Here is a 22701-nt window from a genome sequence, read left to right as displayed (position 1 = left end):
TTATACCTGCAACAGACCTACGGCTGAGGTTGTGCCGCACCGCAGCCGCCAATCATTTTAGAAATCGAGATCGCTGGATGCAGGAAGTAATCGTAGGTACAGTTGTTTTTGGTGTTTTGAACGCTACCTGAGCAAGCCGTCAGGGTCGATAACAGGCCAACTAAAATAGCGGCCTTTGCCAGTTTAAACATACACTTTCCTTGTTGTTGAGAAACGTCTTTTGGATGTACTACGAGGGAGGCGGTATGTTATCGACAGGCGTAAGTGGGGAGTAGTCCAGTTAAGGACTACTCTTTGAAGTATAAATATGCAGATATTTTAGTGGTTTGAGAACCAGTTCAGCTTTTCACGCAGTTCGACGACGCGGCCAACAATGATGAGCGCGGGGCTTTCGACCTGCTGTGCCAGTTCACCCAGCTGTGTCAGGACGCCGCTTACGACGCGCTGTTTAATGGCGGTGCCGTTCTCTACCAGTGCCACCGGCATATCGTCCTCCATGCCGTGTTCTTGCAGTTTTGCCTGAATCGTCGCGGCCTGATTTAGCCCCATATAGAACACCAGCGTCTGTTTTTCTGCGGCCAGATTATGCCAGTCCAGTTCGCTGCCGGTTTTCAGATGGCCTGTCACCAGGCGTACACTTTGGGCGTAATCGCGATGGGTCAGCGGAATGCCGGAATAGGCCGAACAGCCGGAGGCCGCAGTAATTCCAGGAACCACTGAGAACGGAATACCCGCATTACACAGGGTTTCCAGCTCTTCTCCGCCACGACCAAAGATAAACGGATCGCCGCCCTTCAGACGGACAACACGTTTTCCTTTTTGCGCTTCCCGCAGCAGAATTTGGTTAATCTCTTCCTGCGGAACGCAGTGATATCCTGCGCGCTTACCCACGAAGACGCGGTCGGCATCGCGACGTACCAGATTCATGATGTCATCAGAGACCAGACGATCGTAAACCACAATGTCCGCTTGCTGAATCTGCTGTAGCCCTTTAAGGGTTAATAGGCCCGCGTCTCCTGGCCCAGCCCCGACCAGCACCACTTCACCGCGATGATCTAGCGGCTCAGTCATCAGGCGCTCGGTAGTTTCTTCGATGGCTTTTTGATCCTGATTAGCCAGCGACTGCGCCAGACGGTCATTCACGAAGAATTTTTCCCAGAAGCGACGGCGTTCGCCCACGGTGGCGAAGGTTTTTTTCACCCGCGAACGCAGCTGGCCCGCATAATGAGCCACCTGACCAAGATGTTGGGGCAATATCGATTCGAGTTTCTCGCGCAGCAAACGCGCCAACACCGGCGAGGTACCGCCGGATGAGACGGCTACCATGAGTGGCGAGCGGTCGATAATCGACGGCATGATAAAGCTGGCTTCTTTTGGCGCGTCGACCACATTGCAGAAAATACGTCGAGTCTCACAGGCATCGCTGACGCGCTGATTAACTGCATCGTCATCTGTGGCGGCGATCGTCAGCCAGCAGGTATCGAGCAGCGTTTCGTTAAACTCGCCCGGAACCAGCGTCAGCATGCCAGCCTGCGCCCACAGGGTAAACTGCGGGTCAAAGGCCAGTGCGTTCACAGTGAGTCGGGCTCCTGCATCTAACAACAGACGCGCTTTGCGTTCAGCGACATCGCCACCGCCAACCAGCAGGCAGTCACGATTGCGTAATTGACAGAAAATCGGCAGGTGATCCACGACATTACCTCTTAGGAGTTGGCTTTCGCCTGAACAGTTGCGATTGTGACCGGAGTCGGGCGCTCCGCTTTGCGAATAGCATACCCGTAACGACAAAAGTGATACAGAAAATAACGGGAGGCATTGCACCTCCCATTTTTCGTTAGCCTTTCAGCTGCACCTGGCCGTCTTTTACGCGGACGTCGTAGTGCTTCACGGAATGGCTCTCATCTTCCATGCAATGTCCGTCGGTGAGACGGAAACGCTGTTTTTTCAGCGGGCTGGCAACCCACAGTTCGCCCTGATGTTCCGCGATCAGACCGCGAGACAACACGCTGGCCTCAAAGAACGGGTCGATATTGCTGATAGCGAATACCTGTTCGTCGTGGCGCGGGCGGAAGATTGCCACATGCTCTTTACCGAGCAGTGCGCACACGCCGGTTGCCGGAATGATGTCGTCGATTTTGCAGATGTTTACCCACTGGCTCATACGTTTTCCTCCACCAGAGTCACCGGAATGCGCTCGTACGGCGTCGCCGGACGATGCTGTTCGCGCTCAGGCACCACCTGGACGTTCGGATCGCGCTGGGTGCTGTTGATAAAGTGTTTGAAGCGCACCTGTGCGGCTGGCGTGTTGACGGTTTCCGTCCACTCGCAAATCACCGCTTCGCGCAGACGTGCAATTTCTTCTTCGAGATGTTCGTTCAGACCGAGCTTGTCATCGATGATCACCGATTTCAGATACTCGATACCACCTTCCAGGTTATCCAGCCAGGATGCGGTACGGGTCAATTTGTCGGCGGTACGGATGTAGAACATCATGAAGCGGTCGAGATACTTCAGCAGCGTTTCGCGGTCGAGATCGGCGGCCAGCAGATCGGCGTGGCGTGGTTTCATCCCGCCGTTACCGCAGACGTACAGGTTCCAGCCTTTTTCGGTGGCGATGATACCCACGTCTTTACCCTGCGCTTCCGCACATTCACGGGTACAGCCGGAGACGCCGAACTTCATTTTGTGCGGAGTACGGATACCTTTGTAGCGGTTTTCCAGCTCCACGCCGAAGCCCACGCTGTCGCCCACGCCGTAACGGCACCAGGTGCTGCCCACGCAGGTTTTCGCCATACGCAGCGCTTTGGCATACGCGTGACCGGTTTCGAAGCCCGCTTCGATCAGCTGACGCCAGATTTCCGGCAGATCATCTTTCTGCGCACCAAACAGGCCGATACGTTGGGAGCCGGTAATTTTGGTGTACAGATTAAATTCGCGCGCCACGCGGCCCACGGCCACCAGCCCTTCCGGGGTGATTTCGCCACCGGCTGAACGTGGGATGACGGAGTAGGTTCCATCTTTCTGGATGTTGGCGAGGAAGTTATCGTTGGTGTCCTGCAGCGGCGTGTGTTCTGGCTTCAGGATGTATTCATTCCAGCAGGAAGCCAGCAGTGAACCGACGGTTGGTTTACACACTTCACACCCGTAGCCCTGGCCGTGTTTTTGCAGCAGTTCGTCGAAGGTTTTGATGCCTTCCACACGAATAAGGTGGTAAATCTCCTGGCGTGAGTAAGAGAAGTGCTCACACAGGTTGTTGTTCACTTCGATGCCCTGTTTCGCCAGTTCGGCGTTCAGCACCTGGGTCACCAGCGGAATACAGCCGCCGCAGCCGGTCCCGGCTTTGGTTTCGGCTTTCAGCGCCGCCACGGTGTGACAGCCTTTGTTGATCGCGGAGATCAACATGCCTTTGGTGACGTCGAAGCAGGAACAAATCTGCGCGCTGTCCGGCAGTTTATCCACGCCGATTGACGGTTTGCCACTGGAGGCGTGAGCAGGCAGGATCAGGGCGTCCGGGTTTTCCGGCAGTTCGATAGCATTCAGCATCAGTTGAAGCAGGTTGCCGAAATCACTGGTATCGCCCACCAGCACCGCCCCCAAGAGGGTTTTGTTGTCCTGGCTGACAATCAGACGTTTGTAGACTTCTTTGTTTTCGTCGAGGTAAACGTAGCTGCGACAGCCTGGGGTGCGACCGTGCGCATCGCCGATGCCGCCAACATCCACGCCGAGCAGTTTCAGCTTGGCGCTCATGTCCGCGCCGGTGAAGGCATTTTCGTTACCGAGGATGTGGTCCACGGCGACCTGCGCCATTTTATATCCCGGTGCTACAAGGCCGTACACGCGGTTGCTCCAGCTGGCACATTCGCCGATGGCGTAGATGTCCGGGTCGGAGGTCTGGCAAGAATCATTAATCATGATCCCGCCGCGCTGCGCTACGGCCAGACCGCACTGGGTCGCCATTTTGTCGCGCGGGCGGATACCGGTGGAGAAGACGATGAAGTCCACTTCCAGCTCGCTGCCATCGGCGAAGCGCATGGTTTTACGCGCGTCGGTGCCTTCCTGAACGATCTCTTTGGTGTTTTTGCTGGTGTGAACTTTCACACCCATGCTCTCGATCTTACGGCGCAGCTGATCGCCGCCCATATGGTCGAGCTGTTCGGCCATCAGCATCGGGGCAAATTCGATGACGTGGGTTTCGACACCTAAGTTTTTCAGCGCGCCTGCGGCTTCGAGGCCGAGCAGACCGCCGCCGACCACTGCACCGCGTTTGCTACGACGTGCGCAGGATTCGATCGCTTTAAGGTCTTCAATGGTACGATAAACGAAGCAATCCTGAGTTTCCGAGCCTTTGATTGGCGGGATCCACGGATAAGAGCCAGTCGCCATGATCAACTTATCGTAAAAAACCGTACGGCCAGCACTGGAGTGAATCACTTTTTCCTGGCGGTTGATGGTGATGGCGCGTTCGCCCACCAGCACTTTTACGCCGTGCTTCTCGTAGAAGCCTTCACGCACCAGAGAAAGCTCTTCAGCGGTATGGTGAGAGAAGTAGGAAGAGAGGTGGACACGATCGTATGCTTTACGGGGTTCTTCACAGAAGACGGTAATATCGAACTGGGCAGCGTCAGCTTTATCGAGAAGATCCTCAATAAAGCGATGGCCGACCATGCCGTTACCAATAATAGCGAGTCTGACTTTGCTCATTTTTGCCTCGATTTCTTTTCTATTACTGCCTACCTTAACGATTCAGCAGGGGCGCTTATTGATACAAATCAAATACGCCTTTAACTACTCCTTAGTGGGTATATTGCTGATTTGTCAGGATTTTTATAAGTCTCGGAAATAGCACGCTTTTCACGAGCGTCTAATTTCTATACGAATTAGGGGGCTAATGATTAAGATGACGTACCCCTTAATTTCAGCCGCGTTTTTCGGGAGAAAGGTATGACGACAACACCGCTTTGGCTCGTTCAGAATGTTCGGTTACCGGGCCGGGAAGGGTTATGGCAAATTGGCATTGAGAATGGCCGATTTACTGAGGTAACCCCGATGAGCGACGCGCATGACGAAAGCTACGAGGTCCTCAACGCCCGTGGCGGGCTGGCGATCCCGCCGTTTATTGAGCCGCATATTCATCTCGATACCACCCAGACCGCGGGCGAACCCAGCTGGAACCAGTCCGGGACGCTGTTTGAAGGCATCGAACGCTGGGCAGAGCGTAAGGCGCTGCTGAGTCACGAGGACGTCAAAGCCCGCGCGTGGAAGACGTTGAAGTGGCAAATTGCCAACGGCATCCAGTTTGTGCGCACCCACGTGGATGTCTCCGATCCGACGCTTACCGCCCTGAAAGCGATGCTGGAAGTGAAACAGGAAGTTGCGCCGTGGGTGACGCTGCAAATCGTCGCCTTCCCGCAGGAGGGAATTCTCTCTTACCCCAACGGTGCGGCACTGCTGGAAGAGGCGTTACAGCTGGGTGCTGATGTGGTCGGGGCGATTCCGCACTTTGAGTTCACTCGCGAGTATGGCGTGCAGTCTCTGCACATCGCTTTCGAGCTGGCGAAAAAATATGACCGCCCGCTGGATATTCACTGCGATGAAATCGATGACGAGCAGTCGCGCTTTGTCGAGACGGTTGCCACGCTAGCCTACGAGGCGGGTATCGGCCATCGCGTCACGGCCAGCCATACCACGGCGATGCACTCCTACAACGGGGCGTACACCTCGCGCCTGTTCCGCCTGCTGAAAATGTCGGACATCAACTTTGTCGCCAACCCGCTGGTGAATATCCATCTGCAGGGGCGTTTTGACGATTATCCGAAGCGCCGGGGGATTACCCGCGTGAAAGAGTTACAAGAGGCGGGAATTAACGTCTGCTTTGGTCATGATGACGTCTTTGACCCGTGGTATCCGCTGGGGACCGGCAATATGCTGCAGGTGCTGCACATGGGGCTGCACGTCTGCCAGATGATGGGCTACGGGCAAATCGACAGCGGACTGAACCTGATCACCCATAACAGCGCCAGAACCTTTGGCCTGAAGGATTACGGCATCGAAAAGGGCAATCCGGCGAACCTGATTATTCTGCCTGCGGAGAGCGGGTTTGAAGCGGTGCGCTGCCAGGTACCGGTGCGCTGGTCGATTCGTCAGGGAAGAGTGATTGCTACCACGCAGCTGGCGCAGACGTGGATACAAACGGATAGCGGGGGAGAGGAGGTGAGTTTTACCCGAAACAGCCCCTTCGCCGGTAGCAAAGGGGCGTAGGGACTTAGTGAGAAGCCGCTGCCGTGTTGTGCTGACGGTGGCGGGTGACAAAGCCCAGAATCAGACACATCACGAACACAACTGCATACAGGCCGTTCGCCGTGTGCAGGGCAGCCAGGGGGCCGCTGTGGGCGACGATCGGGCCAGTGACCACGAAGGTCAACATGGTGCCGATGGTGCCGCAGGTCAGCACAAAGTTGACCAGCTTCGGCGAGGCTACTTTGGTTTGCAGGGAGCCGAGTGTAATGATCGAGGTGTAAATCGCGCTGGAGAAGAAGCCGAGGGTCAGAATGAACCACGGCATATGATCCGGTGATCCGTTGATGAACAGATACATCAGCACGGTCGCCAGGCCAGCCAGCACGGTCAGGATGCGCTGCAGATCGAAGAAGCGCAGGATGAAGCTAAACGCCCACATGCCGAACATGTACGACATCCAGAAATCGCTCACCAGTTTACCCGCATCGTTCAGGCTCATGCCCAGACCTTTGGCGTACTCCGGTACCCAGGAGATAAAGCCCAGCTGACCGAGGATGTAGCACAGGGCGGCAACGGAGAGGAACAGCACGCCGATGCCCCATTTCTCTTTCACCACCGGCTCGGCACTCTGCTCGGCTTTTTTGCCCAGCACCGGGAAATCACAGCCGAAAGTCAGAATAAAGATTGCCACGTACACCAGGCCGATACAGGCATAAACCCAGTACCACTCGATGCTGCGTGCCAGCAGAACGGCGGCAACCATCGGGAAGATCATCCCCGCCATGCTGAAGAACGAGTCGGTGAACAGCAGACGCGCGCCGCGCTGGCGGCCTTCATACATATGGGTAATCAGGAAGGTCCCGATGGACATGGTGATCCCGCTGACCAGGCCGAGTACGAACATCGACGCCGAGAACAGCGCGATGCTGTGGCTGATCATCAGGCCCGCTACGGCGGCGACCATCAGCACAAAGCCGAAGCGCAGCTGCGTTTTCAGCGGCACGATTTCCATCAGCCAGGCGTTTAAGAAGATAGAGATCAAGATCCCGGCGTTCAGAAAGGTAAAGGTGTTGCTCATGCTGGAAACCGGTAACTGGAAATAATCGGCAATATTGCCCATTACCATTCCGGTGACGATCACCAGTGCGCCGGTGAGGGCGTAGGAGAAGAAGCTGATCCATGTGAGCTTGATGCGGTTGCTGTTAGTCATGTCTGCCTTGTATAAGTACGTAAAACGCGTTGACCGCGCCGAGTGCGGGCAGATTTTAGTCATTAAAGTGATCTATTTAAATCTTTTCTGAAAATTATGATCATCGTTGCAGTTTTTCTTATGAGGTAAATCACCTTTTTACCCGGAGGATTCAACTGTTTGCACCGTTACAACTGTTTCAAATTCGTAAAATTAGGTAAAAGGCTGGCCTCCGTCCATACTGCTCTTTAGAATCAAGACACTTGCCTTATTTACTGCGCTTTCTTAAGGAATTCTCATGCTCAAATCCACTCTGGCGGCTGTCGCAGCTGTGTTTGCACTTTCTGCTGTCTCTCCTGCTGTTCTGGCAGCGAAAGGTGACCCCCATGTTTTGCTGACAACTTCCGCCGGGAATATTGAGCTGGAACTGAATAGCCAGAAAGCTCCTGTTTCTGTGAAAAACTTCCTCGATTACGTGAACAGTGGTTTTTATAACAACACCACCTTCCACCGCGTGATCCCTGGCTTTATGCTTCAGGGCGGCGGTTTTAACGAGCAGATGCAGCAGAAACAGCCGAACGCGCCGATCAAAAACGAAGCCGACAATGGCCTGCGTAACACCCGTGGCACCATCTCTATGGCACGTACCGCGGACAAAGACAGCGCAACCAGCCAGTTCTTCCTGAACGTCGCCGATAACGCCTTCCTCGATCACGGTCAGCGTGATTTTGGTTATGCGGTATTTGGTAAAGTTGTGAAAGGGATGGATGTGGCCGACAAGATTTCTCAGGTACAGACTCACGATGTTGGTCCATACCAAAATGTTCCGACAAAACCGGTAGTTATCCTCTCCGCAAAAGTGCTGCCGTAAGTTTCTCCTCTGCGGGCATTCTCGCCCGCATTGCTTGCTCCTCCCTGCGAAAGCGCAGTTTGCTGCTTATACTTGTGGCAAACGGACACATTCAGGGAGGCGTTAAGTGAAAAAACTCACCGATAAACAAAAGTCCCGTCTCTGGGAGCAACAGCGAAATGCCAATTTCCAGGCCAGCCGACGTCTCGAAGGGGTCGATAGCCCATTAGTCACGCTCAGCGCGCAGGAAGCTGAAGTGCGTCTTGAGGAACTCAGGAGGCACTATGAGCGATAAAATTGGCGACGACCGCGACCCGTACCTCTATCCCGGCCTGAATGTGATGCGCAATGTGCTCAGTATTCGCCAGGCGGAGCGACTGGCGCAGGCGTCTTACGAACTGACGGCGCTGCGTGCTGCCACGTTGCCTCTCGGCCCTCCGGCGCGCGGTTTGCCGCATCTCTGTGCCATTCATCGACATCTCTATCAGGATATTTTTAGCTGGGCAGGTGCAATTCGTGAAGTCGATATCTATCAGGGTGATACTCGTTTTTGCCACTTCGCCTATATCGAAAAAGAGGGCAACGCCCTGATGCAGGATCTGGAAGAAGAAGGCTATCTGGTGGGTCTCGATCGCGAGGAATTCATTGCTCGTCTCAGCCACTACTACTGTGAGATTAACGTCCTGCACCCGTTCCGCATTGGCAACGGCATCGCCCAGCGCGTCTTCTTTGAGCAACTGGCAATCCATGCGGGCTATCAACTGAGCTGGCGGGGCATCGACCCGGACGAATGGGCGGCGGCTAACCAGAGCGGGGCGATGGGCGATTTGACCGCGCTTACCGCCATCTTTGCCAAAGTAGTGAGCGAAGCGCGGGAAACTGAGTAGAATAGGGCGGCTATTTTTGTCCCGGAGCCGCCATGATCCTGCTGATTGATAACTACGATTCCTTTACCTGGAACCTTTACCAGTACTTTTGTGAACTGGGGGCAGAGGTTATCGTCCGGCGCAACGACGACATCACGCTTGCCGATATCGACGCGCTGGCCCCGCAGAAAATCGTCATTTCACCGGGGCCGTGTACGCCCGACGAATCGGGAATTTCCCTGGATGTCATTCTCCATTACTCCGGCAAACTGCCGATCCTCGGCGTCTGTCTGGGGCATCAGGCTATCGCCCAGGTGTTCGGCGCGACCATTGTGCGTGCCGAACGGGTGATGCACGGCAAAACCTCGCCGGTGACCCACACCGGATCCGGCGTGTTTCGCGGGCTGAATAATCCGCTGACGGTCACGCGCTATCACTCGCTAGTGATTGACCCGCCTACGCTTCCCGACTGCTTTGAAGTCACCGCCTGGAGCGACACCCAACAGATCATGGGCATTCGCCATCGCGAGTGGGATCTTGAAGGGGTGCAGTTCCATCCGGAGAGCATTCTGAGCGAACAGGGCCACCAGCTTCTCGCCAATTTCCTCCATCGCTGAATTTTTATTGCCTTGTTGTGATTTTTTATGCATATTTTGTGATTATATTTTCACAATCAATGTGACATAAAACGGACGGGTATGACATGGCAACTGAACAACCTGCAATTACGCGCGCAACATTCGATGAAGTGATTCTGCCCATTTATGCACCGGCGGAGTTTATCCCGGTCAAAGGGAAAGGCAGTCGGGTTTGGGATCAACAGGGTAAAGAGTACGTTGATTTCGCGGGCGGTATTGCGGTGACGGCGCTGGGGCACTGCCATCCGGCGCTGGTTGAAGCGCTGAAAACCCAGGGCGAAACCCTGTGGCACACCAGCAACGTGTTCACCAACGAACCGGCGCTGCGTCTGGGGCGTAAGATAATCGACGCCACCTTTGCCGAGCGTGTGCTGTTCATGAACTCCGGCACCGAAGCCAATGAAACCGCCTTTAAGCTGGCGCGTTATTACGCCTCGACGCGTCACAGTCCGTACAAAACCAAGATTATTGCCTTCCATAATGCCTTCCACGGTCGTTCGCTGTTTACGGTTTCGGTGGGCGGGCAGCCGAAGTATTCCGACGGTTTCGGCCCGAAACCGGCTGATATCATCCATGTGCCGTTTAACGATCTGCACGCCGTGAAAGCGGTGATGGACGATCACACCTGCGCAGTGGTGGTTGAGCCGATCCAGGGCGAGGGCGGCGTGATGGCCGCAACGCCGGAGTTCCTGAAAGGGCTGCGCGAACTGTGCGATGAACATCAGGCGCTGCTGGTGTTTGATGAAGTGCAAAGCGGCATGGGGCGTACCGGCGATCTGTTCGCCTACATGCACTACGGCGTGACACCGGATATTCTCACCAGCGCCAAAGCACTCGGCGGCGGCTTCCCGGTTAGCGCGGTGCTGACTTCGCAGGAGATCGCGTCGGCCTTCCACGTCGGCTCGCACGGTTCCACCTACGGCGGCAACCCGCTGGCGTGCGCTATCGCCGGGGCGGCGTTTGATATTATCAATACGCCGGAAGTGCTGAACGGTGTGAATGCGAAGCGCGAGCAGTTTGTGCAGCATCTCCAGCAGATTGACGCACAATATGACGTGTTCAGCGATATTCGCGGCATGGGTCTTTTAGTCGGGGCTGAACTGAAGCCGCAGTACAAAGGCCGCGCGCGTGATTTCCTCCACGCCGCTGCGCACGAAGGCGTGATGGTGCTTAATGCGGGGCCAGATGTGATGCGCTTTGCGCCGTCGCTGGTGATTGATGGGCAGGATATCGACGACGGCATGCATCGCTTTGCCAGTGCGGTGAAGAAGATCGTTCAGGGATAGTGGAAATTGCCGGGTGGCGGCTTCGCCTTACCCGGCCTACGGGGCGTATACCATCACGATTCTTTGCGTCGCAAAATCCGCGTCAACCAAACCCCGTGATGCGGACGCTGACGCCATGCCACCGACGAAATGGTGTGCATGGTGTTCAAATGCCCCAATACGCGCTGCAAATGCTGCTCCAGAGTGCTCATCGGGCCGTGTGTTAACGTCTCTGGCGCTTCAAGAATATTTGAATCCCCGGACTCCCCCGGCGCGTCATATTCCAGACGCTGCTGGCAACGTTGCAAGGCAATTTCACACGACTGCAAATAGCGCTGCGCCAGATCCGGTGTCAGCATTGTGTGCTCGCGCGCCAGGGTGGTCATCGCGTTGATATGCTCGACGATAAACTGGCTGTGCGTGACCCATAGCTTCATATCCGCCAGATAGTGAGAATTAAAGCCCGGCTCCTGCATCGCCTGGTTGAGGGAGTTAAACAGCGCGTTGTGTGCCTGGTTGACCTTCATGCGCTGATAGGCCAGCGGCGATGCTTTAGGATCGTCGCTCAGGATCAGCCGAATCGCCTGCTGATCGGCTTCGAGCGCGTCATGGGCGTTCTGGCGTAACAGTCCGCTTTGCCACTGTGGCCACAGCCAGACCATCCCGCCAAAGGCGATCAGACAGCCAATCAGCGTATCGACCAGTCGCGCGACAATATACTGCTCGCCGTTCAGGGTCAGCAGTTGCAGGGTATACACTGCCGTCACCGTAAACCCGACCATCGCCCAGCCGTAGTTTTTACGGATAATCAAATACCCCACCAGAGTGATCACCAGCATCCCCAGCAGGGTGTAGCCATCGGGTACGTGGAAGTGTAGCGTCACCCCAGCAATCACCAAACCCGCGAACGTGCCGAGTGCCCGATGCAGAATGCGCACCCGCGTGGCGCCATATCCGTTCTGAGTGACAAACAGCACGGTCATTAAAATCCAGTAGGGTTTGGGTAAGTGCAGCGCCACGCCCATCAGGCTGGCCGCGCTGAGCATCACGCTGATGCGCGCGGCATTGCGCAGAGCGGCGGATTTCAGCGACAGATAGCTTTTGAGTGCGGGCAACAGCGGCAGCCGTTTTTGCTTATCGGCCATCAGGTCACGTGCATAGAGCGGACGCTGAGTTCTCAACACCCGCGCGATACGGCTGAAATGCCAGGCGCAAAACTGTCCGACCGGGTTATCCGGGTGCTGGCGCGCAATTTTCTCTAGCGCACCCAGCTGTTTATCCATCGTAAAGCGGGTCGGGTAGCGGTGATAAAGAATATCGTCCGCCAACACGCGCAGGCGAGTCGCGACCGTCTGGGCATTCCAGCGCAGCACTGCTTCGGCGTGGCTGCGCTCTACCAGTTTTTGCACCTCCTGTGGATGATGCAAGCTGACTGAGATATGTTCCTGCAGATCCAGCCCGACCTGGAAGGTACGCAGCAGGCGTTTGTATTCATGATTTTTATTGGCCGCCAGCATGTGCAGTTGTTGGTAACACTGGCTGATTAAATCGACCACTTTTTGCTGGCGCGACAGCAGCGGCGGCAATGATTTTTCCGGGTCTGCGTGCTGGGTCAGCAGGGTGTATTTCGCTTCGCAATAATCGGCGAGCTGAACGTACAGCAGGCTCAGGGATTCTCGCAGCGGCTGTTCCCGCCACATCCAGAACCAAAACCAGTTAAAAAGCCCGTACCACAGCGTGCCGGCGGCGTAGATCAGCAGCGGCTCCCAGACGGGCATATTCCCGGCGAGGCTCAGCGTGAATATCGCTGCAATCAGTGACGCGGGCAGCAGGCGGGCGTGAAGTGCGCTGATCTCCGCCGTGACGCCCAGCGTCATCGCCAGCACGGTCAGGATTAAAGGCAGCGGGATATCGCGGGCCAGCAGCAGCTGTACGGCGAGGCTACACCCGGCAAACAGGCAGCCGCCGATAATCAGGCGTTTGAAAAAACGTTTGTGGGGAGTATCCAGACCGGCAATGTTGCAGCAGGCAGGAACAAGAGAAAAAAGCAGCCCCTGTTGCAGATGGCCCAGGACTAAACCAATGGCCACGGGAAGACATAACACCAGGGTTTGACGTAGTGCGTAGTTAACTTCCGGGTGATAAATCAGCCTGCGCCACATAATCGTCAGAGACAAAAACGGCGTGACACCTTGCGATGGCACGCCGTTTTTTCCGGAATTAACGCGTTCCGTAAACCACGATTGTTTTACCGTGGGCGGAGATCAGGTTTTGATCTTCCAGCATTTTCAGGATACGGCCAACGGTCTCACGAGAACAGCCGACGATCTGACCAATTTCCTGACGGGTAATTTTAATTTGCATACCGTCCGGGTGGGTCATGGCGTCAGGTTGTTTCGCCAGGTTCAGCAGTGTCTGCGCGATGCGGCCAGTAACGTCGAGGAAAGCGAGGTTGCCCACTTTCTCGGAAGTGACCTGCAGGCGGCGAGCCATCTGCGAAGAAAGACGCATCAAAATGTCCGGGTTGACCTGGATCAGCTGGCGGAATTTCTTGTAGGAGATCTCAGCGACTTCACATGCGGATTTTGCGCGCACCCAGGCGCTACGTTCCTGGCCTTCTTCAAACAGGCCCAGTTCACCGATGAAATCGCCCTGGTTCAGATAAGAAAGGATCATCTCTTTCCCTTCTTCATCTTTGATCAGCACTGCCACCGAGCCTTTGACGATGTAATACAACGTTTCCGCTTTTTCACCCTGGTGAATCAGCGTGCTCTTCGATGGGTACTTATGAATGTGGCAATGAGACAAGAACCATTCGAGAGTCGGGTCTGTTTGCGGTTTGCCAAGCACCATGCGCTGTTATCCTCTGTTATAAGCTGTCTCAGAGTCAAAATCGCATCCTGACTCTGGGGTTGCAATCGAATTCTTACCCGTACCTGGGAAGTTGGCTGTCACAATGTTTGCAGCCAGTAAAGTTTGATGTCCTCTGCATACATGTGTAACGTCAATGTATTACTGTAGCATCGAGACTGTTTTAGCATAGCTTTAGCCGCGTGTCTCCTGGTGTCTCGCTTCAGCATGATGCAGGTCGCCTTCCGTTGCGAGAATTGTAACGCACGCGTAATCTGTTCTGAAAAATGCAACTTTGGAGTTAATGAAAATGCAAGCGCGTGTGAAATGGGTTGAAGGTTTAACGTTCCTTGGCGAATCCGCTTCAGGGCACCAGATTTTGATGGACGGTAACTCCGGAGATAAAGCGCCAAGCCCGATGGAAGTGGTGCTGATGGCCGCTGGCGGATGCAGTGCGATCGACGTGGTGTCGATCCTGCAAAAAGGCCGTCACGATGTGACCGACTGCGAAGTGAAACTGACGTCAGAACGTCGTGAGGAAGCGCCACGTCTGTTTACGCACATCAATTTGCATTTTATCGTCACCGGTAAAGAGCTGAAGGATGCCGCGGTGTCCCGCGCGGTAGATTTGTCTGCGGAGAAGTACTGCTCTGTGGCGTTGATGCTGGAAAAAGCGGTAAAGATTACGCATTCGTATGAAGTGATTGAAGCCTGATTCGTTGGCGGGTGGCGCTTCGCTAACCCGCCCGACAAAGGCAATATCTGCGGTATTTTGCCGGATGGCGCTACGCTTACCGGGCCTACAAAAGCCTGAATGTAGGCCGGATAAGCGCAGCGCCATCCGGCAACAGACTTCAGGCGATCTTCTTGCCTTCCATCAGCCGTTGCACCAGCGGCATCATGATCAATTCCATCGCCAGCCCCATTTTGCCACCCGGCACCACCAGCGTATTGATGTGCGAGATAAACGAGCCCTGCAGCATCGCCAGCAGCCACGGATAATCAATATCGTCCAGATTGCGGAAGTGGATCACCACAAAACTCTCGTCCAGCGAAGGGATCGTTTTTGCCGCAAACGGGTTGGACGTGTCCACTGTGGGAACGCGCTGGAAGTTGATATGAGTGCGGGAAAACTGCGGCGTCAGGAAGTTAATGTAATCTTCCATCGAACGCACTACCGAATCCATCACCGCCTCGCGCGAATGGCCGCGCTCGCTCATGTCGCGGGTCAGCTTCTGAATCCACTCCAGATTGACAATCGGCACCACGCCGACCAGCAAATCCACGTGGCGCGCCACGTCGTGCTGCGGGGTCACCACGCCACCGTGTAATCCCTCATAAAACAGCACATCGGTCGGTTCCGGCAGCGGCTGCCACGGTGTGAAGGTACCAGGCACCTGATTCCACGGCACCGCTTCGTCATAGGTGTGCAGATATTTGCGTGACTGACCTTTACCCGTATGTCCGTAATCCTGGAAAGTCTGTTCCAGCAGGCCAAAGTCGTTAGCGTCTGGCCCGAAATAGCTAATGTGCTTGCCTAAATCGCGGGCCTTGCGGATAGCCATGTCCATTTCAGGACGGGTGAAGCGATGAAAACTATCGCCCTCCACCTCGGCAGCACGCAGATTGAGCTGCGCGAAGATCTTGCGAAAAGCGAGGCTGGTGGTTGTGGTTCCCGCACCACTCGAACCCGTGACGGCAATAACCGGATGTCTGGCGGACATAGCAACTCCCTGACTGGAAAGATGGAACAATCAACCGCGAAACTGATTGCGCGGCATGATATTGACGGTTTCGTGCAGTTCTGACCACACCAGCAACACCTCGCCACTTTGTAGCTGCCGTTTTACATCGGCGACCTTTTGTTCAAGCGAACGTTCATGTTCACCATAATCGGTGCCTTCGCGTAATACAAAGCTTTCAATCAGGCTATCCAGCGTTTCGGGAGCCAGATCCTGCCAGGGAATCATCATTTTACTCTCTCCAGAAAAGGGGTTAACCAGTCGGGGATGCGCGACTCCAGCCACATTTTCGGGCGGCGCAACGTGCCGCCGATAAAGCCGACGTGGCCGCCGTGCTCCGTCAGTTGATACTGCACGTTTGCAGGCAGATGTTCCGGCGCGGGAATCGAGTGATGATCCATAAAAGGATCGTCCTTCGCATGGATGATCAGCGTCGGTTTGGTTATCTGGTTCAGCAACGGCATGGCGCTACACTGACGATAATAGTCGATGGCGTCAGCAAAGCCGTGGATCTTCGAGGTGATCATATCGTCAAACTCGCGCAGGCGACGCATACGCTTCAGCTGTTGCAGGCTGATCGGCAGGGTATCTGGATAGGCCTTCAGCTTACGTGCGGCGTTAGCCTTGAGTAAGTTCAGCAGGTAGCGCTGATAGACGCGTGAAAAGCCCTTTTCCATATGATAGCTGCACTGCTCAAGCATAAACGGCGCGGAGACGATCACCGCCGCATCCAGTGGGACCGTGTCGCTCTCTTTAGCCAGCAGGCAGGCGAGCATATTGCCACCCAGGGAATAGCCCACAGCGGCGGTCGGCACGCTGCCGTAGCTGTTCTTCAGCCAGTGCAAAAACCAGGTGCCGTCTTCGGTTTCACCGGAGTGATAAATGCGCTCGCGACGATTCGGTTCACCGCTACAGCCGCGAAAATGCATCACCACGCCGAGCCAGCCACGCTCTTTTGCCGCGTTAATCAGGCCGTGGGCATACGGGCTGTGGAGACTGCCTTCCAGACCGTGAAACAACACCAGACGCGGTTTATGTTTAGCCTTTTCAGGATCTTCGCTCCAGGCTAAATCCACGAAATCACCGTCCGGCAGGTCGAGACGCTGCCAGTGCGGCGTAAACTGCAGTTTTCGGCGCAGCAGCCTCGGCAGCATGGTCTGCAGGTGTGGGTTCGCCACACCCCGCATGGGCACGAAGTCTGCGCTCTCAGCGCCTGCGATCTCGAAATCTGATGGAATAATTTGGGTCATAACGATGCAATGTTAATTCTTGTCAGCCATTTACTATACCTGCCGAATTGTACCCTGTTTATGAAAACGAGGGGCGTTTACCTCTGATTTAGCTCTTTCTGCCGCCTCTGACATTTTTTCGCGCAATGTGAACTGATCTCGATCACAAATCTTTACCTCGATTATTACTCTCAGGCTAATGATTCCACTCTACGCTTAATTGATGCCTTTCTCACCAGAGCGCACACTTTGTTCAGCGTTAAGCAAATCAGAATGATGTGCTGAATCAGGAGGTTAATAATGTTATCTGGGCAAACATCCGCCCGTGTCTGGAACACGCGACGCACTGAAAAAGCGCGCCGCCTGGCTTCTGTCCCGGTGCAAGGCAAGGTTCTGCCAACCGACGATCTTGTCGCCATGCTGGAAAAACTGATTGCGCCGGGCGACAAAGTCGTTCTGGAAGGCAACAACCAAAAGCAGGCCGATTTTCTGTCCCGCTCTCTGGCCGAAGTGAATCCGCAAATCGTTCACGACCTGCATATGATCATGCCAAGCGTCGGTCGCAGCGAACATCTCGACATCTTTGAAAAGGGCATCGCCCGCAAGCTCGATTTCTCTTTCTCCGGCACCCAAAGCCTGCGTATTTCGCAGCTGCTGGAAGACGGTCAGCTCGAAATCGGCGCGATCCACACTTACATCGAGCTTTACTCCCGCCTGTACGTCGATCTCTCGCCAAACGTGGCGCTGATTGCCGGGTTTAAAGCTGACCGAAAAGGCAATCTTTACACCGGTGCGAGCACCGAAGACACCCCCGCGCTGGTTGAAGCCGCTGCGTTCCACGACGGGATCGTTATCGCCCAGGTGAATGAGCTGGTGGATGATGAATGCGATCTGCCGCGCGTGGATATTCCGGGCTCGTGGATTGATTACGTGGTGGTGGCCGACAAGCCGTTCTTCATCGAACCGTTATTTACCCGCGACCCGCGCCTCATCAAGCAAGAACATATCCTGATGGCGATGATGGCGATTAAAGGCATCTACGCGGAACACCAGGTGCAGTCTCTCAACCACGGTATCGGTTTTAATACCGCCGCAATTGAGCTGCTGTTGCCTACTTACGGCGAACAGCTCGGCCTGAAAGGCAAAATCTGTAAACACTGGACCCTGAACCCGCATCCAACGCTGATCCCGGCGATTGAAAGCGGCTGGGTCGAGAGCGTGCACTGCTTCGGCGGCGAACTGGGGATGGAAGAGTACATCCGCGCTCGCCCGGACGTGTTCTTTACCGGTGCCGACGGCTCGATGCGCTCTAACCGCGCGTTCTGCCAGCTGGCGGGCCAGTATGCGGTCGACATGTTTATCGGTTCGACCTTACAGGTGGATGGCTACGCCAACTCCTCGACCGTGACCCGCGGTCGTCTGTCGGGCTTCGGCGGCGCGCCAAATATGGGCCACGATCCGCACGGTCGTCGTCATGCCACACCTGCGTGGCTGAACATGATTACCGAACCAGACCCGATGCAGCGCGGTAAAAAGCTGGTGGTGCAGATGGTCGAAACTTTCCAGGCGGGCGTGAAACCGACCTTCGTGGAAAAACTCGACGCTATTGAAGTCGCGAAATCCTCCGGGATGCCGCTGGCACCGGTGATGATCTACGGCGATGACGTGACCCACGTGCTGACCGAAGAGGGGATTGCGTACCTCTATCGCGCCGAAAATCTCGAAGAGCGCCGCGCGATGGTCGCCGCGGTTGCCGGGATCACCGACATCGGTCTGGGTGTGGACGCCAAACGCGTCGCCGCACTGCGCCAGAGCGGCAAAGTGGTTTACCCGGAAGATATGGGCATTCGTCGCACCGACGCGACCCGTTCTCTGCTGGCAGCCGGCAGTGTGTCTGACCTCGTTGAATGGTCAGGTGGTCTTTATAACCCACCTGCGAAATTCCGGAGCTGGTAATGAAACTTCTGCCCCAGATTCAGGTTGAAGGCGGTGCCGAATGGCTGGCGCGAACCGCCACGCAGTGTCTGATTGACGAAGCACGATTAAGCCCGAAACCCGGTCTGGTGGACAGTCGGGGGAGCGGTGCGCACCACGATCTTTCGCTCGCATTGATGGAGCGGTCCGCGCATAGCCTGACCCCGACGTTTCAGGCGTTGGCGCAACAAAGCTGGCAGCGTCCGGCGGACATTGCGCTCAGGCAAACCATCGGGCGACTGGGCCGTGAAGGCGAGCAGCAGATGATGTTCGCCACCGGCGGCGTGAATACGCACCGGGGCGCTATCTGGGCGCTCGGACTGCTGGTGAGCGCGGTAGCGATGCTCGGCGGTGACGCCAAACCGCAGACCATCGCCATGACGGCGGCGGAACTGGCAAAACTGCCGGATGATGCAGCACCGAAAGTGTTCAGCAAAGGGCTTCGCGCCACGCATCGGTATCGCGTACCGGGTGCGCGTGAAGAGGCGCAGCAGGCGTTCCCGCATATTTTACAGCGCGCGCTGCCCCAGCTTCGTCTTAGCCGACTGAACGGCAGCAGTGAAACGCACGCCCGGCTCGATGCGCTGATGGCCATCATGACCTCGCTCACCGACACCTGCGTGCTGTCCCGCGCCGGAATGGAAGGGCTGGACGCGATGCAGGATGGCGCTCGCGCCGTGCTTCATGCGGGCGGAAGCGCACTACCTGAAGGCCAGCGCGCCCTTGCGGTGCTCGACCGCCAGATGCTGGCGCTGAATGCCTCACCGGGTGGTGCCGCCGATCTGCTCGCCGCCACGTTGTTCCTCGACCGTGTCGAGACGCCTTATTCAAAGCATTAAGAGGATGTTATGGAAAAAATCACATTAACCGTGCCCGCCACCCGCGCATTGAGCGGCAGGGCGCTGGCAGGGGTTGTCGGTTCCGGTGATATGGAAGTGTTATTCACCGCCGACCCGAGCCAGACCTTAACCATCAATATCACCACGTCCGTCGACAACAGCCGTGGTCGCTGGGAAGCGCTGTTCAGCCGTCTGCAAACTGTGAGCAGCCTGCCTGGCGGGACGCTGACCATTCACGACTTCGGCGCAACTCCAGGCGTGGCACGCATTCGTATCGAACAGGTATTTGAAGAGGTGAGCCATGCGTGACGATCGCAGTTTTATCGAATTAAAAGCGCGTCAGCGTGCGCAAACGTTGCTGGATGACGGCAGCTACCGTGAACTGCTGGACCCGTTTGAAGGCATCACCTCGCCGTGGCTCGGCGCACAGGGCATCGTCCCGCAGGCGGATGACGGCATGGTGGTCGCGAAAGGCACTATTAACGGCCAGCCTGCGGTAGTCGTGGCGATTGAAGGCGCGTTTCAGGGCGGCAGTATGGGCGAAGTGTCCGGTGCCAAAATGGCAGCAGCGCTGGAGCTGGCGGCAGAAGACAACCGCAACGGCATCCCAACGCAGGCCGTGCTGTGCCTCGAAACCGGCGGCGTGCGCTTGCAGGAAGCCAATCTCGGCCTGGCGGCGATTGCCGACATTCATGCGGCAATTGTCGATTTACGTCGCTATACCCCGGTTGTTGGGATTGTCGCCGGTACCGTCGGCTGCTTCGGCGGGATGTCTATCGCTGCGGCGCTGTGTAGCTATCTGATTGTCACCCGCGAAGCGCGTCTCGGTCTGAACGGCCCGCAGGTTATCGAGCAGGAAGCCGGAATCGAAGAGTACGACTCCCGCGACCGTCCGTTTATCTGGAGCATGACCGGCGGCGAGATCCGCTATCAAAGTGGTCTGGTGGATGCGCTGGTGGGCGATGGCGTGAACGCTGTGAAACAGGCAATGAACGACGCGATTGCCAAAGGCGTTCCGGCGAAACATCGCACCGATAACTATGACGATTATCTGAATCGTTTGAGCCAGTTTGATACCCGCAAACAGGCGGATACCGAACAGATCCATGCCCTTTTTGCCCGGGAGGTGAAATGATGACTAACTCAATCAGCCGTGGCGAATTATGGCTGCAAACTCTCGCCCCGAATGCTCCACGTCTGCCAGGTTTGTGCCCGTCAGTACAGGCAGCTGATGGTGAACTGAACGGCGAAAGCGTGCGTTATGTCGCCGTGGTGCCAGATGCGAACAACCATTTCCCACGCGCTGCGCAGGGTGAAGTGGGGCTGCTGGAAGGCTGGACGCTGGCGAAAGTGGTCAGCGAAACCATCGCGGCGGACGCCGATAAAGCCGTCAAACGCCCGATTGTGGCGGTGATTGACGTGCCGAGCCAGGCGTATGGTCGCCGCGAAGAGGCGTTCGGTATTCATCAGGCGCTGGCCGGTGCGGCTGCGGCGTATGCCAATGCGCGTCTGGCCGGTCATCCGGTGATTGGCCTGATCGTCGGCAAAGCGATGTCTGGCGCGTTTCTGGCGCACGGCTACCAGGCAAACCGCCTGATTGCGTTCAACGACAAAGGCGTGCTGATTCATGCGATGGGCAAAGAGTCCGCCGCGCGTATCACCCTGCGTACCGTCGAGGCGCTGGAAAAACTGGCGGCCACCATTCCGCCAATGGCCTATGACATTAGCAACTACGCCACCCTCGGGCTGCTCGCCGATCTGCTGGATATCAGCAATCCGGACGCACCTTCCGACACCGATCTGGCGCAGGTGAAAACCACTCTGCAACAGGCCATCAACGACGCGCGTCAGGACACCACGCTGAAAAGCCGTTTGGGTGCTGATAATCGCCGCAGCTCTGCTCTGGTACGCGAACGTATGCGAGCAAGCTGGTAAGTAGAAAAAGACCTGCCAGATGTCTGGTCCTCGTGGGCGCAACCGCTGCGCCTGCGTGGGAACCTGCATCCTGAAAAATAATAATCATCGCGTCAGTGCTTATTTTTTACTCATTACAGGTGATATATGACTTACGTAATTGTTCATGCTCTTGCTCCGATTTTCGTCATCATGCTGCTGGGATTCTGGGCCGGTAAGGCCAAAATGGTCGACAACAAAAATGTCTCCCTGCTGAATATCTTTGTTATGGACTTTGCGCTGCCCGCCGCGCTGTTTAGCGCGACCGTACAAACGCCGTGGACCGGCATCCTCGCTCAGTCACCGCTGATTCTGGTGCTCACTTTGGCGATGTGGATTACCTACGCGGCGATCTATTTCCTCGCCACTAAAGTCTTTAAAAAATCACCGCAAGATGCGGCTGTGCTGACGTTAACCGTTGCGCTGCCAAACTATGCGGCGCTCGGTCTGCCGATTTTGGGCAGCGTGCTGGGTGAAGGTTCGGCAACGTCGCTCTCCGTGGCGGTGTCTATCGCCTGTGGTTCTGTGCTGATGACGCCGTTCTGCCTGCTGATTCTGGAGCGTGAAAAAGCGCGCGCCGAAGGCAATAACAGCGGTTCGACGCTGGCGATGCTGCCGGTACTGATGTGGCGCTCTATCAAGAAACCGATCGTGATGGGCCCGCTGCTGGGTGTGATTCTCTCGGCTATCGGCATCAAAATGCCGGAACTGATTCTCGCGGCCATTAAACCGCTGGGCCTGGCGGCGACCGCGGCGGCGCTGTTCCTGACCGGGGTGATCCTCTCTGCGCGTAAGCTGCAAATCAACACGATGGTCATCACGTCAACCATCGCCAAATTGCTGATTCAACCGGCGATTGCCTGGGGTCTAGTGCTGATTTTCGGCCTGCACGGTTCTGTGGCCATCACCGCGATCCTGATGATTGCCCTGTCCGCCGGTTTCTTCGGCGTGGTGTTCGGCAACCGTTTTGGTGTGCAGTCGCCTGATGCAGAAGCGGTGCTGCTGTTGAGCTCGGTCCTGTGTATCCTGTCTCTGCCGCTGTTTATCTCGCTGACTTCAGGAATGTAAT

Annotated in this window: 23 protein-coding genes; 13 read left to right on the top strand and 10 right to left on the bottom strand. The window is 56.0% G+C overall.

The features are described from left to right. Window positions 1-17: 17 nt before the first annotated feature. The 4 genes from C3708_RS11410 to nirB all read right to left on the bottom strand — a co-directional run bounded on the left by C3708_RS11410 (window position 18) and on the right by nirB (window position 4701). Window positions 18-191 (bottom strand): DUF4223 family protein, encoded by a 174-nt coding sequence (locus C3708_RS11410; protein WP_095283705.1) that lies wholly within the window; start codon window positions 189-191, stop codon window positions 18-20. Between the two features lie 127 nt (window positions 192-318). Continuing rightward, window positions 319-1692 (bottom strand): siroheme synthase CysG, encoded by a 1374-nt coding sequence (gene cysG, locus C3708_RS11405; RefSeq protein ID WP_095283704.1) that lies wholly within the window; start codon window positions 1690-1692, stop codon window positions 319-321. Window positions 1693-1834: 142 nt separating this feature from the next. Further along, complete coding sequence (gene nirD / locus C3708_RS11400) at window positions 1835-2161, bottom strand: nitrite reductase small subunit NirD (protein WP_095283703.1); 327 nt, start codon at window positions 2159-2161, stop codon at window positions 1835-1837. After that, on the bottom strand, window positions 2158-4701 hold the full coding sequence (gene nirB / locus C3708_RS11395; RefSeq protein WP_103948207.1) for a nitrite reductase large subunit NirB: 2544 nt from the start codon (window positions 4699-4701) through the stop codon (window positions 2158-2160). Before nirB ends, nirD begins: the two co-directional genes overlap by 4 nt. A 240-nt stretch (window positions 4702-4941) precedes the next feature. Here nirB and C3708_RS11390 point away from each other — a divergent pair, with 240 nt between their 5' ends. Beyond that, complete coding sequence (locus C3708_RS11390) at window positions 4942-6258, top strand: cytosine deaminase (RefSeq protein ID WP_103949385.1); 1317 nt, start codon at window positions 4942-4944, stop codon at window positions 6256-6258. 4 nt (window positions 6259-6262) lie between these two features. Here the strand turns inward: C3708_RS11390 and tsgA are convergent, their stop codons facing one another. Next, window positions 6263-7447 (bottom strand): MFS transporter TsgA, encoded by a 1185-nt coding sequence (gene tsgA, locus C3708_RS11385; protein ID WP_095283700.1) that lies wholly within the window; start codon window positions 7445-7447, stop codon window positions 6263-6265. A 277-nt stretch (window positions 7448-7724) separates the two neighbouring features. On the opposite strand from tsgA, the gene ppiA reads away from it, so the two are divergent. From ppiA to C3708_RS11360, 5 genes are all read left to right on the top strand, one after another. Next, on the top strand, window positions 7725-8297 hold the full coding sequence (gene ppiA, locus C3708_RS11380) for a peptidylprolyl isomerase A (protein WP_095283699.1): 573 nt from the start codon (window positions 7725-7727) through the stop codon (window positions 8295-8297). 106 nt (window positions 8298-8403) lie between these two features. Further along, a complete protein-coding gene (locus tag C3708_RS11375; protein WP_095283698.1) occupies window positions 8404-8571 on the top strand; it encodes a YhfG family protein in 168 nt (55 codons plus the stop codon). After that, window positions 8561-9163, top strand: coding sequence for a putative adenosine monophosphate-protein transferase Fic (locus C3708_RS11370; RefSeq protein WP_103949384.1), 603 nt, complete (start codon window positions 8561-8563; stop codon window positions 9161-9163). The genes C3708_RS11375 and C3708_RS11370 overlap by 11 nt, the downstream gene beginning before the upstream one ends. 32 nt (window positions 9164-9195) lie before the next feature. Further along, window positions 9196-9759, top strand: a complete 564-nt coding sequence (gene pabA / locus C3708_RS11365; RefSeq protein ID WP_103949383.1) for an aminodeoxychorismate synthase component 2 — start codon at window positions 9196-9198, stop codon at window positions 9757-9759. Window positions 9760-9845: 86 nt separating this feature from the next. Next, window positions 9846-11066, top strand: coding sequence for an aspartate aminotransferase family protein (locus tag C3708_RS11360; RefSeq protein ID WP_103949382.1), 1221 nt, complete (start codon window positions 9846-9848; stop codon window positions 11064-11066). 53 nt (window positions 11067-11119) lie between these two features. Here the strand turns inward: C3708_RS11360 and C3708_RS11355 are convergent, their stop codons facing one another. Both C3708_RS11355 and crp read right to left on the bottom strand, forming a co-directional pair. Continuing rightward, window positions 11120-13207: a YccS/YhfK family putative transporter gene (locus C3708_RS11355; RefSeq protein WP_103948226.1), complete on the bottom strand. Its 2088-nt coding sequence runs from the start codon at window positions 13205-13207 to the stop codon at window positions 11120-11122. Between the two features lie 58 nt (window positions 13208-13265). After that, window positions 13266-13898 (bottom strand): cAMP-activated global transcriptional regulator CRP, encoded by a 633-nt coding sequence (gene crp / locus C3708_RS11350; protein ID WP_003852956.1) that lies wholly within the window; start codon window positions 13896-13898, stop codon window positions 13266-13268. Between the two features lie 307 nt (window positions 13899-14205). Between crp and C3708_RS11340 the strand changes: the two genes are divergently transcribed. Next, a complete protein-coding gene (locus C3708_RS11340) occupies window positions 14206-14610 on the top strand; it encodes an OsmC family protein (RefSeq protein WP_095284404.1) in 405 nt (134 codons plus the stop codon). A gap of 139 nt (window positions 14611-14749) precedes the next feature. On the opposite strand, the gene C3708_RS11335 is transcribed toward C3708_RS11340, so the two are convergent. Genes C3708_RS11335 through C3708_RS11325 form a run of 3 tightly spaced genes read right to left on the bottom strand, consistent with a single transcriptional unit; the run spans window position 14750 to window position 16887 of the window. Beyond that, a complete protein-coding gene (locus C3708_RS11335) occupies window positions 14750-15619 on the bottom strand; it encodes a phosphoribulokinase (protein WP_095283694.1) in 870 nt (289 codons plus the stop codon). Between the two features lie 30 nt (window positions 15620-15649). After that, a complete protein-coding gene (locus C3708_RS11330) occupies window positions 15650-15868 on the bottom strand; it encodes a YheU family protein (protein WP_095283693.1) in 219 nt (72 codons plus the stop codon). Then, entirely contained in the window at window positions 15865-16887 is a 1023-nt protein-coding gene (locus C3708_RS11325) for a hydrolase (RefSeq protein ID WP_103949381.1), read from the bottom strand. Before C3708_RS11325 ends, C3708_RS11330 begins: the two co-directional genes overlap by 4 nt. 279 nt (window positions 16888-17166) lie before the next feature. Between C3708_RS11325 and mdcA the strand changes: the two genes are divergently transcribed. The 6 genes from mdcA to C3708_RS11295 all read left to right on the top strand — a co-directional run bounded on the left by mdcA (window position 17167) and on the right by C3708_RS11295 (window position 22700). Continuing rightward, entirely contained in the window at window positions 17167-18822 is a 1656-nt protein-coding gene (gene mdcA, locus C3708_RS11320) for a malonate decarboxylase subunit alpha (RefSeq protein WP_103949380.1), read from the top strand. Beyond that, window positions 18822-19679, top strand: a complete 858-nt coding sequence (locus tag C3708_RS11315) for a triphosphoribosyl-dephospho-CoA synthase (RefSeq protein ID WP_103949379.1) — start codon at window positions 18822-18824, stop codon at window positions 19677-19679. Before mdcA ends, C3708_RS11315 begins: the two co-directional genes overlap by 1 nt. Window positions 19680-19688: 9 nt before the next feature. After that, complete coding sequence (gene mdcC, locus C3708_RS11310; protein WP_103949378.1) at window positions 19689-19988, top strand: malonate decarboxylase acyl carrier protein; 300 nt, start codon at window positions 19689-19691, stop codon at window positions 19986-19988. Continuing rightward, on the top strand, window positions 19981-20814 hold the full coding sequence (locus C3708_RS11305; RefSeq protein ID WP_095283688.1) for a biotin-independent malonate decarboxylase subunit beta: 834 nt from the start codon (window positions 19981-19983) through the stop codon (window positions 20812-20814). The genes mdcC and C3708_RS11305 overlap by 8 nt, the downstream gene beginning before the upstream one ends. Next, entirely contained in the window at window positions 20814-21614 is an 801-nt protein-coding gene (mdcE, locus tag C3708_RS11300) for a biotin-independent malonate decarboxylase subunit gamma (protein WP_103948227.1), read from the top strand. Before C3708_RS11305 ends, mdcE begins: the two co-directional genes overlap by 1 nt. Window positions 21615-21740: 126 nt before the next feature. Beyond that, a complete protein-coding gene (locus C3708_RS11295; RefSeq protein ID WP_103948216.1) occupies window positions 21741-22700 on the top strand; it encodes an AEC family transporter in 960 nt (319 codons plus the stop codon). Window position 22701: the final 1 nt, after the last annotated feature.

Source organism: Lelliottia sp. 7254-16, from assembly GCF_002922995.1.
GTDB classification, from domain to species: domain Bacteria; phylum Pseudomonadota; class Gammaproteobacteria; order Enterobacterales; family Enterobacteriaceae; genus Enterobacter; species Enterobacter jeotgali.
Note: the sequence above shows the minus strand (reverse complement) of the source record. Positions and strands in the feature narration are given on the sequence as shown.